The sequence below is a fragment of the Pandoraea sp. PE-S2T-3 genome (genome assembly GCF_002179965.1).
Classification (GTDB): Bacteria; Pseudomonadota; Gammaproteobacteria; order Burkholderiales; family Burkholderiaceae; genus Pandoraea.
On the sequence record NZ_NGUQ01000007.1, the window covers coordinates 618,372 to 632,043 of the forward strand.

Annotated in this window: 11 protein-coding genes; all 11 read left to right on the forward strand. The window is 64.4% G+C overall.

All coding sequences use genetic code 11. The annotated features are described in order from the left end of the window. Positions 1-189 precede the first annotated feature (189 nt). The 11 genes from flhD to CDV46_RS04765 all read left to right on the forward strand — a co-directional run bounded on the left by flhD (position 190) and on the right by CDV46_RS04765 (position 13,672). Positions 190-507, forward strand: a complete 318-nt coding sequence (gene flhD / locus CDV46_RS04715; protein WP_010807753.1) for a flagellar transcriptional regulator FlhD — start codon at positions 190-192, stop codon at positions 505-507. Positions 508-573: 66 nt separating this feature from the next. Beyond that, complete coding sequence (flhC, locus tag CDV46_RS04720; protein WP_058376577.1) at positions 574-1,188, forward strand: flagellar transcriptional regulator FlhC; 615 nt, start codon at positions 574-576, stop codon at positions 1,186-1,188. A gap of 117 nt (positions 1,189-1,305) precedes the next feature. Then, positions 1,306-2,166: a flagellar motor stator protein MotA gene (motA, locus tag CDV46_RS04725; RefSeq protein WP_058376576.1), complete on the forward strand. Its 861-nt coding sequence runs from the start codon at positions 1,306-1,308 to the stop codon at positions 2,164-2,166. Positions 2,167-2,178: 12 nt separating this feature from the next. Continuing rightward, positions 2,179-3,186 carry a flagellar motor protein MotB gene (motB, locus tag CDV46_RS04730; RefSeq protein ID WP_058376575.1) on the forward strand — a complete coding sequence of 336 codons (1,008 nt, stop codon included), beginning with the start codon at positions 2,179-2,181 and terminating at the stop codon, positions 3,184-3,186. A 29-nt stretch (positions 3,187-3,215) separates the two neighbouring features. Then, a complete protein-coding gene (locus CDV46_RS04735; RefSeq protein WP_058379975.1) occupies positions 3,216-3,596 on the forward strand; it encodes a response regulator in 381 nt (126 codons plus the stop codon). A gap of 48 nt (positions 3,597-3,644) precedes the next feature. Then, positions 3,645-5,849 carry a chemotaxis protein CheA gene (cheA, locus tag CDV46_RS04740; RefSeq protein WP_087690896.1) on the forward strand — a complete coding sequence of 735 codons (2,205 nt, stop codon included), beginning with the start codon at positions 3,645-3,647 and terminating at the stop codon, positions 5,847-5,849. 17 nt (positions 5,850-5,866) lie between these two features. After that, complete coding sequence (locus CDV46_RS04745; protein WP_058376573.1) at positions 5,867-6,382, forward strand: chemotaxis protein CheW; 516 nt, start codon at positions 5,867-5,869, stop codon at positions 6,380-6,382. Positions 6,383-6,537: 155 nt separating this feature from the next. After that, positions 6,538-8,946: a methyl-accepting chemotaxis protein gene (locus CDV46_RS27550; protein ID WP_087721914.1), complete on the forward strand. Its 2,409-nt coding sequence runs from the start codon at positions 6,538-6,540 to the stop codon at positions 8,944-8,946. Positions 8,947-9,008: 62 nt separating this feature from the next. After that, positions 9,009-10,808 carry a methyl-accepting chemotaxis protein gene (locus tag CDV46_RS27555; protein WP_087690899.1) on the forward strand — a complete coding sequence of 600 codons (1,800 nt, stop codon included), beginning with the start codon at positions 9,009-9,011 and terminating at the stop codon, positions 10,806-10,808. A 262-nt stretch (positions 10,809-11,070) separates the two neighbouring features. Beyond that, positions 11,071-12,702, forward strand: a complete 1,632-nt coding sequence (locus tag CDV46_RS04760) for a methyl-accepting chemotaxis protein (protein WP_087721915.1) — start codon at positions 11,071-11,073, stop codon at positions 12,700-12,702. Between the two features lie 28 nt (positions 12,703-12,730). Continuing rightward, a complete protein-coding gene (locus CDV46_RS04765; RefSeq protein WP_087690903.1) occupies positions 12,731-13,672 on the forward strand; it encodes a CheR family methyltransferase in 942 nt (313 codons plus the stop codon).

A 13,672-nucleotide genomic window follows, 5' to 3' on the forward strand; every position in this document is an offset into this window, starting at 1 on the left:
ATCATTCCCCCCGAATGCATCGCAGGGGCCGCTCGCGCCCCACGTGTAGGAAAAACTCCTACAAAAAACTTCCGCTTTTCTTGCCCTTCTATGTAGTTTTTCTCCGATTTCTTTATCTTTCGCCTTTATCCACAATGCGAGGGAAAACGGAGTAGTACCGCAAGATCATCCATTGCGCCGGGGGGCCGCATGCGAAACAGCGAAACACTGAATGAGATTCGTGAATTGAATCTCTCCTACCTCGTACTGGCTCAGCGCCTGATTCGCGAGGACCGTGCCGCGGCGATGTTCCGCCTTGGCATCAGCGACCAACTTGCCGACGTGCTCGGCAGTCTCACCTTGGCTCAACTCGTCAAATTCGCGGGGTCGAACCAGCTTCTGTGCCGATTTCGCTTTGACGACCACGTGATTCTTTCGACCCTTACGCACGGTGCGAAGGACGTGGGTATGCAGCAGTCGCACGCATCGATTCTGCTCGCGGGGCAACCCGTCGAGCAGATCGGCTAAGTACGCGATGTAATTCGCGCGCTACCCGGGGGTAGCGCGCCGCGTCACCTGCCAGGAAGCCTGCATATGCGTACCAAAAGCGTCGTTCTCGAGGCCCGCGAGATCCAGTTGGCCATCGAACTGATCGAACTCGGCGCCCGCCTCCAGTTGCTGGAAGCGGAAACGAGCCTCAGTCGGGATCGCCTCATCAAACTCTACAAAGAGCTCAAGGGGGCTTCGCCGCCCAAGGGCATGCTGCCGTTCTCGACCGACTGGTTCGTGACCTGGCTGCCGAACATCCACTCGTCGCTTTTCCACAACATCTATCGCCATCTCGTGCACCACGGCGGTTGCCAGGGCATCGAGGCCATCGTCAAGGCCTACCGGTTGTACCTGGAACACGTCGAACTGCATGGCTGGGAAGCCGTGCTCGGGTTCACCCGCGCATGGACGCTGGTCCGCTTCTTCGACAGCAAGATGTTGCAGATGACGCCGTGCACGCGTTGCGGCGGCCATTTCGTCACGCACGCTCACGAGCCTCACGGCCAGTATGTCTGCGGCCTGTGCGCGCCGCCGTCGCGTGCCGGTAAGACGCGGAAAGCAAAACATGCACACGCCGCCGATCTGGCGCCGGTCGAGGCCGAAGCCCCGGCGGGCGTGCCCGGGCCCGGTGGTACGGACATTTCGCCGTTGGCTGCCTGAGCGGCACATTCGTCACGAGGACGCATCCCCTACAGTTTCCCTGCTTGTCTGCCGTTAAGCCCTCTGAACAGGAAGGACATTTTTCCGTAGACGTATTTTTGCGAGAGGTATCCGGCAGTGCTTGTCGTCATTGGTTACATCATCGTTCTTGCCTCGGTCTTTGGCGGTTTCGTCATCGGCGGAGGTCACTTGGGCGCGCTGTTTCAGCCGACCGAGCTGCTGATCATCGGTGGCGCGGGCGTCGGCTCGTTTGTGGTGGGCAACAACAGCAAGGCGATCAAGGCGACGATGAAGGCGCTGCCGATGCTGTTCAAGGGCTCGAAATACACCAAAGAGCTGTACATGGAGCTGATGGCACTGCTCTACGTGCTGCTCGCCAAGGCGCGTAAGGACGGCATGCTCGCCATCGAAGGCGACGTGGAAGACCCGGCATCGAGCCCGGTGTTCTCGCAATACCCGCGCATTCTGAACGAGCCGCGCATCATGGAATTCCTGACCGACTATCTGCGCCTGATGGTCAGCGGCAACATGAACGCGTTCGAGATCGAGAACCTGATGGATCACGAAATCGAAACGTACCGTCACGAAGGCGAGGTGCCTGCCCACTGTCTGCAAAAGACCGGCGACGCGATGCCTGCGTTCGGCATCGTGGCCGCAGTGATGGGCGTGGTGCACACGATGGCCTCGGCCGACCAGCCGCCGGCCGTGCTGGGTGCACTGATCGCACAGGCGCTCGTGGGGACCTTCCTCGGCATTTTGCTGGCGTACGGCTTCATTTCGCCGCTCGCCCAATTGATCGAACACCGCATCAACGAGTCGGTCAAGCTTTACGAGTGCATCAAGGTCACGCTGCTGGCGAGCCTGAACGGCTACGCCCCGGCGCTGTCGGTGGAATTCGGCCGCAAGGTGCTGTATTCCACGGTGCGCCCGTCGTTCGCCGAGCTCGAAGAGCACGTGCGCCAGGTCAAGGCACGTTGACGGACGGCAGCAATGAGCGAGAAAGACGAGCGGCCCATTATCGTCAAGCGCCGCAAAGCCGGCGGGCACGGCCACCATGGCGGTGCGTGGAAGATTGCCTACGCCGACTTCATGACGGCCATGATGGCGTTCTTCCTGCTGATGTGGCTGCTCAGTTCCGTGAGCAGCAAGGAACTGACAGGCATCGCCGAATACTTCCGTACGCCGCTCAAGGTTGCCCTCACGGGCGGGCGTAATGCAGCGGACAACAGCGGCGTGATTCCCGGTGGCGGCACCGACACGACGCGTACCGATGGCCAGAAGTCGCGCGGCGATCAGGTCCGCTCGCGTCAGGCCACGACGGCCGAGTTGGCCGAGCGCGCCGATGCGCAGCGTTTGCGCGAACTCAAGGCGCGGCTCGAGAAGGCGATCGAAAATAACCCGACGCTCAGGCAATTCCGCAAACAGTTGCTCATCGACGTGACGACCGAAGGCTTGCGCATTCAGATCGTCGACGATCAGAACCGGCCGATGTTCGCCAACGCGAGCGCGCAGGTGCAACCGTATATGCGCGACATCCTGCGCGAGATCGGCAAGTCGCTCAACGACGTGCCCAATCGCATCAGCCTCTCGGGTCACACCGACGCGACGGCGTATGCGCAGGGCGACAAGAGCTATAGCAACTGGGAGCTGTCGGCCGATCGCGCGAACGCCTCGCGTCGCGAGTTGATCGCGGGCGGCCTCGATGGCGAGAAGGTCTTGCGCGTGGTGGGGCTGGCCTCGACCGTGCCGCTCGATCGCGACGACGCTTACAACCCGATCAACCGACGCATCAGCATCATCGTGCTCAATCGCCGTGCCGAGGCTTCTGTGAAGCACGAGGGCGATCAGCCGACGATCGATGCGACGAACGCCCGAGGCTCGGGCGCCGACGCCGTCAACGCTGCCATTAGTGGCGTGTTGCCGCCGGGCGTACCGTCGCCGCCAGCACCCCCCGCAGCCCCTGCTGCGCCGGGTGCAAACGGCGCAGCGGCGAGATAACCGATAAGAAGAGGAGACGCATGGAGGCCATGCAGGCACGCAATACGATTCTCGCGGTCGACGACTCCGCGTCAATGCGTCAGATTCTGGCGGCCACGCTCGATGAAGCCGGCTATGCCGTGACGACCGCGCGCGACGGACAGGAGGCACTGGCACTGGCATCGAATGCGAATTTCGATCTGGTGCTGACCGACCAGCACATGCCCGGTATGGACGGGCTGTCGCTGATTCGTGCCCTGCGGGACCTCGATGCGTTCGCACAAACGCCGATTCTGGTGCTCACCACAGAAGTTGACGGCGCGTATAAGACGGCGGCCCGTGAAGCGGGGGCAAGCGGCTGGCTGATCAAGCCGGTCGACCCCGAGGCACTGGTCGACGTGGTGGGCTCGCTTGTCGGCGCGGGCACATGACGATGTTGATGGCGTCGACGGCACAACCAAGTTAGGACGAGGAAACCGGTGGATATCACCCAGTTCTACCAGACCTTTTTCGATGAAGCGGAAGAGTTGCTCGCAGAGATGGAGCATCTCTTGCTGGCGCTCGACGTGAGCGCGCCGGATAACGAGCAGCTCAACGCGATCTTTCGCGCCGCGCACTCGATCAAGGGCGGGGCCGCGACGTTCGGCTTCACCGCGCTCACCGAGACCACTCACTTGCTGGAAAACCTGCTCGACCGCGCGCGTCGCGGCGAGTTGCAGTTGCGCACCGAGATGGTCGACACCTTCCTGGAAACCAAAGACGTGTTGCATCAACAGTTGAATGCCTACCGCGCCTCCAGTGAACCCGATGTCGAGGCGATGACGCGCATCTGCGCGGTGCTCCAACGCTTGGCCGCAGAAGAAAGCGGCGAGGCGCCGTCGGCCGCGCCGGCTTCGCCTGCTGCCCCGGCCCCCGTTGCGGCCGCCGCGCCTGCGGCGCCCGAAGCCACGACCGACGCGAGTGGCGCACCCACCAGCCCGGTCGCACCGGGCCAGACCCGCCTCAAGGTCACGCTCACGGGCGTGAGCGAAAAGGACCAGACCCTGCTTGCCGAAGAACTCGGCAACCTCGGTCACGTGGCCGGCCGCCAGTCGGTCGACAACGCACTGCACCTGTGGCTCGACACCACCTGCGGCGCCGACGACATTCTCGCCGTGTGCTGCTTCGTGATCGAGCCGTCGCAGATCGACGTGCAGGATGCCGCTGCGGTCGCCGCGCTTGCTGCCGCGACTCCCGCTGCGCCGGTTGCGCCTGCCGCGCCCGTTGCTGCGGCCCCGGTCGCACAGCCCGCCGTCGAAATCTTCGAACCGATCGCCGCCGCGCCGGCCCAGATCGAAGTCCCCGCCGCTGCCCCGGCAGCCGCGCCTGCCCCCGAGCAGATCGTGGTGCCGCCGGCCCCCGTCGCGCAAGCCGGTGCCAGTGGTGGAAATGGTGGCAATGGCACCCATCCGCCGGAAAAGCGCGCCGCGGCCCCGGCCGCCGGCGGCGCTGCCGGTCACGAGAACAGCTCCATTCGTGTGGGTGTGGAAAAGGTCGACCAGCTCATCAATCTGGTGGGCGAACTGGTGATCACGCAGGCCATGCTCGCGCAGACGGCCAGCAGCCTCGACCCGATGCTGCACGACCGTCTCTTCAACGGCATGGGCCAGTTGGAGCGCAACGCACGCGACCTGCAAGAAGCGGTCATGTCCATCCGCATGATGCCGATGGACTACGTGTTCTCGCGCTTCCCCCGCCTGGTGCGCGATCTCGCGACCAAGCTCGGCAAGCAGATCGAACTGGTCACGTTCGGCCAGGCGACCGAACTCGACAAGAGCCTGATCGAGCGCATCATCGATCCGCTCACGCACCTGGTGCGTAACAGTCTCGACCACGGCATCGAAACCTCGGAAGCGCGTCTCGCCTCGGGCAAAGACCCCGTGGGCCAGCTCGTGCTGTCTGCCGCGCATCAGGGCGGCAACATCGTGATCGAAGTGAGCGACGACGGTGCCGGCCTGCGCCGCGAGAAGATTCTCGCCAAGGCGCAGCAGCAAGGCATGAACGTGTCCGACTCGATGGCGGACGAGGAAGTCTGGCAGCTGATTTTCGCGCCGGGTTTCTCGACGGCCGAAGCCGTGACCGACGTGTCGGGCCGTGGCGTCGGTATGGACGTCGTCAAACGAAACATTCAGCAGATGGGCGGCCACGTGGAGATTCTGTCCACGCGCGGCAAGGGCACCACCATCCGCATCGTGCTGCCGCTTACGCTGGCGATTCTCGACGGCATGTCCGTCAAGGTCGGCACGGAGATCTTCATTCTGCCGCTGAACTTCGTGATGGAGTCGCTGCAACCGCGCCGCGACGACATTCGCGCGGTGACCGGTGAAGGGCAGGTCGTGCTGGTGCGCGGCGAGTATCTGCCGCTCGTGGAGCTGTACCGCGCGTTCGACGTGCCGGAGGCGCGTGGGGATCCCACGCAGGGCATCATCGTGATCCTGCAAGCTGAAGGCCGCCGCTTTGCGTTGCTCGTCGACGAGCTGGTGGGCCAGCAGCAGGTCGTGGTGAAGAACCTCGAAACCAATTACCGCCGTATTCACGGTATTTCTGCCGCCACCATCATGGGTGACGGCAGTGTGGCCCTGATCGTGGACGTGGCGGCGCTTCAGCGCGGCCAGCGCTCGGCATCGGCCACCATCTTCAACTGAAGTCGGAGAGTCGTCAGATGGAAAAGCTTTCGCAAGAGCATGCCATGTCGCGCCAGGGCGGCGCCATGCAGACCGAGGGCGACGGCCAGGAATTTCTGGTCTTCACGCTCGGTGAAGAGGAATACGGAATCGACATCCTGAAGGTGCAGGAAATTCGCGGCTACGACGCCGTCACGCGCATCGCCAACGCCCCCGACTTCATCAAGGGCGTGATCAACCTGCGCGGCATCATCGTGCCGATCGTGGACATGCGTATCAAGTTCCGCCTCGGCCGTGTCGAGTACGACACCCAGACCGTCGTGATCATTCTGAACGTGGCCGGCCGTGTGGTCGGCATGGTCGTTGACGGTGTGTCCGACGTGCTCACGCTCGCGCGCGGCGAAATCAAGCCGGCACCGGAGTTCGGCGCACAACTGGCGACCGAGTACATCACGGGGCTGGGCACGGTCGAAGGCCGCATGCTGATCCTGATGGACATCGAGAAGCTCATGACCAGCGACGACATGGCGCTGATCGAACGTCTGGCGAGCTAAGGCCGGCTAAGGCGCAGCACCACGGCGCGGCGTCCGGAGATGCCGTGCCGACAGCAGCAAAGTGATCGAAACAGACGGAAGCAGACGGGCAGAGACACCCGCAGCGTTACCCACAGACATAACCCACTCACCCGAAGACTACGGAGACCGAGCACGTGCGCGATAACCAGCCCGTCACCCAGAACGAATTCGTCATCGGCGAGCATCAGTACCTGATCTCGCGAACGGATCTGAAGGGGCGGATCACGTATGCCAATCCCGCCTTCGTGGAGGTGAGTGGCTATTCGCGTGACGAACTGCTGGGCGCGCCGCACAACATCGTGCGCCATCCCGACATGCCGCCCGAAGCGTTCGGCGACCTGTGGGACACGATCAATCGCGGCGATACGTGGACCGGCCTCGTGAAGAACCGCCGTAAGAACGGCGACTTCTACTGGGTGTTGGCAACCGTCACCCCGACGCTCGAAAACGACGCGGTGGTGGGGTACACCTCGGTGCGCGTGCGCCCGGCGGCCGGTGCGACCGATCAGGCTGAAACTATCTACGCGCGCTTTCGCAATGGTCAGGCCGGCAATCTGCGCATTCGCGGTGGCCGGGTCGAACGGGGTGGCATCGCTGCACTCGTGCGCAAGATTCGCATCGACACGCTGCGCGCGCGCCTGACCGGCATCATCGTGCTCGGCGCGCTGCTGCTCGCCATCGTGGGCGGACTGGGCCTGTGGGGCATGTCGAGCAGCAACGCCAAGCTGCTTCAGGTGTACCAGAACGGCATGGTGCCGGTCGGCACACTGGGCGCCATCGGCCAGAAGCTCGACCGCGACGTATTGCTCGTGGCGGAAGCCATCGGCAGCCCGAATCTCGACGCGATGAAGCGCGCGGGCGACGAGATTACCGCCAGCCTCGACGACATCAATCGCGAGTGGGCGAACTACATGAAGTCGGTCGACCCGGCCACGCAGGCACAGGCCGAACGCTTCAACGTGATTCGCCAGCGCTTCACCACCGATGGCCTGCAACAGACCGTCGAAATGCTCAAGGTCGGCTCGGCGGAAGGCGCGCAACAGACGTACCTCGAGAAAGTGAAACCCGCGTACGGTCCGATGCGCGACGAGCTCAACGTGCTCACGCGACTGGAACTCACGCAGGCGACCGACCTGTATCAACAGGGCCAGCGTGAGCACACCATCGTGCGTGCGCTCACGGCGGTGGCGGTGATCGGCGGCATCATCGTGCTGTTCGTGCTCGGCAGCATTCTGCGCCGTGCGATCAACCATCCGCTGCGCGTGGCGCTGTCGATGTCCAAGCAAATTGCGGCGGGTGACCTGACCGGCAAGGCCGAAGGCACCGGGCGCGACGAAGTCGGCCAACTGCTGTTCGGCCTGACGGTCATGAAGAACAGCCTGCTGTCGATCGTCTCCGACGTGCGCGAGGGCATCGAGTCGATCAACGTGGCGTCGCGCGAAATCGCCGCGGGCAACACCGATCTGTCGGCGCGCACCGAGCAGCAGGCCGCGTCGCTGGAACAGACGGCGTCGTCGATGGAGCAGCTCACGGCCACGGTCAAGCAGAACGCGGACAACGCCAAGCAGGCGAGCGCGTTGGCCGTCAACGCGTCGGAAATTGCAGCACGAGGTGGTCAGGTGGTCGGCAACGTGGTCGACACCATGCAGGGCATCTCGTCGAGTTCGCACAAGATCGTCGACATCATCAGCGTCATCGAAGGCATTGCCTTCCAGACCAACATCCTCGCGCTGAACGCCGCTGTGGAAGCCGCGCGTGCGGGCGAACAAGGCCGCGGTTTCGCCGTGGTCGCGGGCGAAGTGCGCACGCTGGCGCAGCGCAGCGCGTCGGCGGCGAAAGAAATCAAGGTGCTCATCGAAGACTCGGTGGGCCGCGTCGAAAACGGTTCGGCACTGGTGTCGCAGGCCGGCAAGACGATGGATGAAATCGTGCAGGCCGTGCAGCGCGTGACCGACATCATGGGCGAGATTTCGGCGGCCTCCGCCGAACAGTCGGGTGGTATCGAACAGGTCAACCGCGCCGTGTCCCAGATGGACGAGGTCACGCAACAGAACGCGGCACTGGTCGAAGAAGCGGCCGCTGCGGCGGGCTCGCTGGAAGAACAGGCGCACCGCCTGCGCGACGCCGTCTCGGTGTTCCGTGTCGGCGATGCGTTCAAGGCAGGCGATGCGCGCAGTGCGGCACTCGCGCGCGCTGCCAGCGCCCAGACCGTTCGTCACTCGACGGCAGCGAGCACAGCGCAACCCGTTGCTAGCGCAGCCAAGACAGCATCGGCCGCGAGTGCAACGAAAGCCTCGGCAACTGCCGCGGGTGCAGCCACCGCGCGCGCGAGCGCCGGTGCCGCTGCGGCGCGCACGGTAACGCGCCGTCCGCAAACCGCCGCTGCTGCCGCTGCCGCCGCTGCCGCCGGTTCGGCAGCGATGGCCACGAATGCACAGGAAGATGCGCAGGTCTTGCAACTGGCGGCGCGTCGCGGCAAAGCGGCACCCGGCAGCGCGCCTGCCGGTGGCGCGAGCGACTCGGGCGACTGGGAAGAGTTTTGAACGTTTCGGTGATTGGGATGGGTACGCCGGCGTGAGCCGGTATTCACGGGGTAGAGGTCGTTATGTTTAAAAATGTCACCATCCGGGCACGGCTGACGCTGGCGCTTGGACTCTTCATGGTGCTGCTGGTCGTCGGCGCCGCGGTGGGGCTCTTGTCGCTGCGACAGAGCAACGCGTCGTTGCAGGATATGTACACGAACGACATGGCGTCGTCGCGTGCCCTGGCACAGACCACGCTCTCCACGCTCTCCGCACGTGTGACCCTGGCGCGCATCGAGTTCATCGCCGATCCGAGTGAAATCAAGACGGCCATCGACGGGGTGCGCAACAACCTCAAGAAGGCCGACGATGCGTGGGCCACTTACGCCGCGCTGCCGATGAGCGATGGCGAGAAGCCGCTGGCCGACGCCGCCGTCGCCACCCGCAGCAAGGTCGTGAACGAAGGCATTCTGCCGGCGCTCAAGGCGATCGAATCGGGCGACATTCCCGACTTCCACGCCAAGACCGTGATGGATGTGCCGCGCCTGTTCGGCGATTACACCAAGGCGATGACGACGCTGGCCGACCTCCAGGTCAAGAACGCGCAAGATCGCTACGACGTGGCGCAGACCCGCTACACGCTGGTGATGTGGATGGTCGGCATCGGCCTGCTCGTGGGTCTGGTGGTCGGTCTGATCACGCAGATCACGCTCACGCGCGCCATCGTCGGCCCGATCGACGACGCCATCAAGCACTTCGAGAAAATCGCCGGCGGTGACCTCACGCAGCGCATCGACGTGTGGAACGACACCGAGACCGGCCGCCTGTTCAAGGGCGTGAAGCACATGCAGGACAGCCTCGTGCGTACCGTTGCCGAAGTGCGCTCGGGCACCGAGTCGATCACGTCCGCCGCGCAACAGATCGCCGCAGGCAACACCGATCTGTCGGCCCGTACGGAACAGCAGGCCGCCTCGCTGGAAGAAACCGCCTCGTCGATGGAGCAGCTCACCGCCACCGTCAAACAGAACGCCGACAACGCTCGTCAGGCGAGCCAGCTCGCAGTGAATGCGTCGGATATCGCGGCACGCGGCGGTGACGTCGTGGGCAAAGTGGTTGGCACGATGCAGGGCATCTCGACGAGCTCCAGCAAGATCGTCGACATCATCAGCGTGATCGACGGTATCGCCTTCCAGACCAACATTCTGGCCCTGAACGCCGCTGTGGAAGCTGCGCGCGCGGGCGAGCAGGGTCGTGGCTTTGCGGTGGTTGCAGGCGAAGTGCGCACGCTGGCACAGCGCAGCGCCGCAGCTGCGAAGGAAATCAAGGAACTGATCGAAGACTCGGCCCACAAGGTCGAGGACGGTTCGGCGCTCGTCGAGCAGGCCGGTCAGACGATGGAAGAGATCGTGCAGGCGGTCAAGCGCGTGACCGACATCATGGGCGAGATTTCGGCCGCGTCGGCCGAGCAGTCGGGCGGCATCGAGCAGGTCAATCGTGCCGTGACGCAGATGGACGAAGTCACGCAGCAGAACGCGGCACTCGTCGAAGAAGCCGCCGCCGCCGCCGGGTCGCTCGAAGAGCAGGCCAACCGCCTCAAGTCGGTCGTCTCGGTGTTCCGTCTGGACGCCAGTCAGGCCGCAGGTGCCCAAGCCGGTCACGCCGCGCATGCTGCACCGGCACTGGCGGCAGCGCCCGCACCGCGAGCCGTTGCTCGCCCGCCGGTCAGAAAGACCGCCGCGCCGGCCCCGGCAGCAGCCCCGAAGGCGGCAGCACCCAAGGCCGCTCCGGCAGCCGCACCGCTGCGCCGTCCGGCCCCGGCCGCTGCTGCCCCGGCAGCCCGCACCGGCACGGACGACGCCAACGGCGATTGGGAAACGTTCTGATCGTCTTGAAGCGCGCGTTATCACGCGATAGCGCGCCCTTCCGGCAACACAGTACAGGCAACACCCGCAGCACCAGCATTACGTGCAGTACAGGCAACACCAGCAGTAACTACAGGAACGGTGCACATGCCGGTCCGGAGTGGCAGCTTACAGCTCCGGGCGGTACGTGTCGGCAAGTGGCAACAATGGGTAAGACAAAAGCCGCCGTGCGTGCGGGACACGATGTCCGCGCGACGGTGAGCCGGTGGTGGAGGGTCACATCATGATGCAGTTGAGTCTCAAGGCAAAACTCTGGTCCGCGCTCGCGCTGATGTGGCTGGGTCTTTTATTGCTCGGCGGTTGGGCGTCGTGGCATGAACGCGGCACGATGCTGGCCGAGCGGCGAGACGCCGTGCAGGACATCGTGACCACCGCCGACGGCATCGTGCGCGATTACGCCGCACAGGCCGCTGCGGGCAAGATGCCTGAGGCCGAGGCCAAACAGCAGGCAATGGCACGTCTGAAGTCGATGCGCTACGGCGACGGCGGCAGCGGCTATGTGGTCATCTTCGACACCAAGCCGACCGTGCTCATGCACCCGACGCTCGCCGATCTGGTGAACAAGGACGTCTCCACCTACAAGGATTCGAACGGCAAGCTGCTTTATGTCGAAATGGCCCGCGTGGCCAAAGACAAGGGCGCAGGCTTCGTCGACTATTACGGGCGAGTGGCCGGCAGCGACAAGCGCATGGCCAAGCTCTCGTTCGTGAAGTACTTCGCGCCGTGGGACTGGGGCTTCATGAGCGGTGTGTACGTGCAGGACGTCGACGATGCGTTCCTCGCGACGCTGCTGCGCTACGGCATCGTGCTGTTGCTCATCGGCGGTATCGTCACGGCGGCCATGGTCGCGATCATCCGCAATGTGCAGCGCAGCCTTGGCGGCGAGCCCGAATATGCGGCAGAAATCGCGCAACGCATTGCGGCGGGCGATCTGCAAAGCCACGTGAACGTGGCCGCCGGCGACAACACCAGCCTGCTGTTCGCGATGCAGCGCATGCAACACACGCTGGCCGACACCATCGGACAGATTCGACAAGGCACCGAGTCGATCACGACGGCCGCGCAGCAGATTGCGGCGGGCAATACCGATCTGTCGGCGCGTACAGAACAACAAGCCGCTTCGCTGGAAGAAACCGCGTCGTCGATGGAGCAGCTCACGGCGACCGTCCGGCAGAACGCCGACAACGCGCGTCAGGCCAGCCAGCTCGCGGTGACCGCGTCCGAGATCGCCTCGCGTGGCGGACAGGTGGCCGGGCAGGTCGGCACGACGATGGATGGCATTTCCGCCAGCTCCAGCAAGATTGTGGACATCATCAGCGTGATCGACGGCATTGCCTTCCAGACCAACATTCTCGCCCTGAACGCCGCCGTGGAAGCCGCACGTGCGGGCGAACAAGGCCGTGGCTTCGCGGTGGTGGCGGGCGAAGTGCGCACGCTGGCGCAGCGCAGCGCGTCGGCTGCGAAGGAAATCAAGGCACTGATCGAAGAGTCGTCGCGCCGGGTGCAGGACGGCACCTCGCAGGTTGCACAAGCGGGCCAGACGATGGAAGAGATCGTGCAGGCGGTCAAGCGTGTGACCGACATCATGGGCGAAATTTCGGCGGCGTCGGCCGAGCAGTCGAACGGCATCGAGCAGGTCAATCGTGCCGTGACCCAGATGGACGAAGTCACGCAACAGAATGCGGCACTCGTGGAAGAGGCGGCTGCGGCCGCCGGGGCACTGGAATCGCAGGCGCACGAACTGCGTGCGGCGGTTTCGGTGTTCCAGACGAGCGGGGCGGGCAGCGCAAGTATTCATGCGATGAGCGCCACGCGTCGCGAGAGCCCGCCGCAACCGTTCGCTCGCGCGGCATAAGGCGAGCCACTGACGCCGGTGAAACTCAATGACTGACTCGCGCATTACCTCGCATACGACGCGTCGCGGCGCCCCCGGCAACGAGGGTGGCGACGGCAGCCGCAGCACGGAGTTTGCCCGTGCCAGCGGGGCTGCGCTCGCGGGCGAGCGCGACTTCGCGTTCTCGCTGGCCGACTTCGGCCGCATTCGCAATCTGATTTATCAGCGTGCGGGCATCGCACTGGCCGAACACAAGCGGGAGATGGTTTATAGCCGCATCGCACGGCGGCTGCGCGCGCTCGGCATGACGAGCTTCACCGAATACCTCGACATGCTCGAAGCCGACACCGGTGATAGCGAGTGGGAGTCGTTCACCAACGCGCTCACCACCAACCTGACGTCGTTCTTCCGCGAATCGCATCACTTCCCGCTGCTCGCCGATTTCATCCGTAACCGCGCCAAGCCGATCTCGATCTGGTGCTGTGCGGCCTCGACCGGCGAAGAACCGTATTCGATTGCGATGACGCTGGTCGATACGCTGGGCTCGCGGCCCAACGCCAGTGTGATTGCGACTGACGTCGACACGCAGGTGCTCGCACGCGCCTCGGCGGCGGTCTACAACGGCGAGCAAACCGGCAAGCTCTCGCAAGAGCAACTGCGCCGCCACTTTCTGCGTGGCACGGGTGCGAACGCCGGCAAGATCAAGGTGCGCCCCGAATTGCAGCAACTGGTCACGTTTGCGCCGCTCAACCTGCTCGCCCCGTCGTGGCAGCTTGGCGGGCCGTTCGACGTGATCTTCTGCCGCAACGTGATGATCTATTTCGACAAGGCGACGCAGGCGCGCATTCTCGAGCGCTTCGTGCCGTTGCTCAAACCGGACGGACTGCTCTTTGCCGGGCACTCCGAGAACTTCACGTATGTGAGCCGGGCGTTCCGTCTGCGCGGGCAGACGGTGTACGAACTGGCCGGCACCGGAGCAAGGGGAGCCTGA

What these genes read in the sequence shown, in the direction of transcription:
- motB (WP_058376575.1), top strand. Translation starts at nt 2,179, where the DNA reads ATGAGCGAGAAAGACGAGCGGCCCATTATCGTCAAGCGCCGCAAAGCC.
- CDV46_RS04760 (WP_087721915.1), top strand. Translation starts at nt 11,071, where the DNA reads ATGATGCAGTTGAGTCTCAAGGCAAAACTCTGGTCCGCGCTCGCGCTG.
- CDV46_RS04765 (WP_087690903.1), top strand. Translation starts at nt 12,731, where the DNA reads ATGACTGACTCGCGCATTACCTCGCATACGACGCGTCGCGGCGCCCCC.
- CDV46_RS04735 (WP_058379975.1), top strand. Translation starts at nt 3,216, where the DNA reads ATGCAGGCACGCAATACGATTCTCGCGGTCGACGACTCCGCGTCAATG.
- CDV46_RS27555 (WP_087690899.1), top strand. Translation starts at nt 9,009, where the DNA reads ATGTTTAAAAATGTCACCATCCGGGCACGGCTGACGCTGGCGCTTGGA.
- flhC (WP_058376577.1), top strand. Translation starts at nt 574, where the DNA reads ATGCGTACCAAAAGCGTCGTTCTCGAGGCCCGCGAGATCCAGTTGGCC.
- flhD (WP_010807753.1), top strand. Translation starts at nt 190, where the DNA reads ATGCGAAACAGCGAAACACTGAATGAGATTCGTGAATTGAATCTCTCC.
- CDV46_RS04745 (WP_058376573.1), top strand. Translation starts at nt 5,867, where the DNA reads ATGGAAAAGCTTTCGCAAGAGCATGCCATGTCGCGCCAGGGCGGCGCC.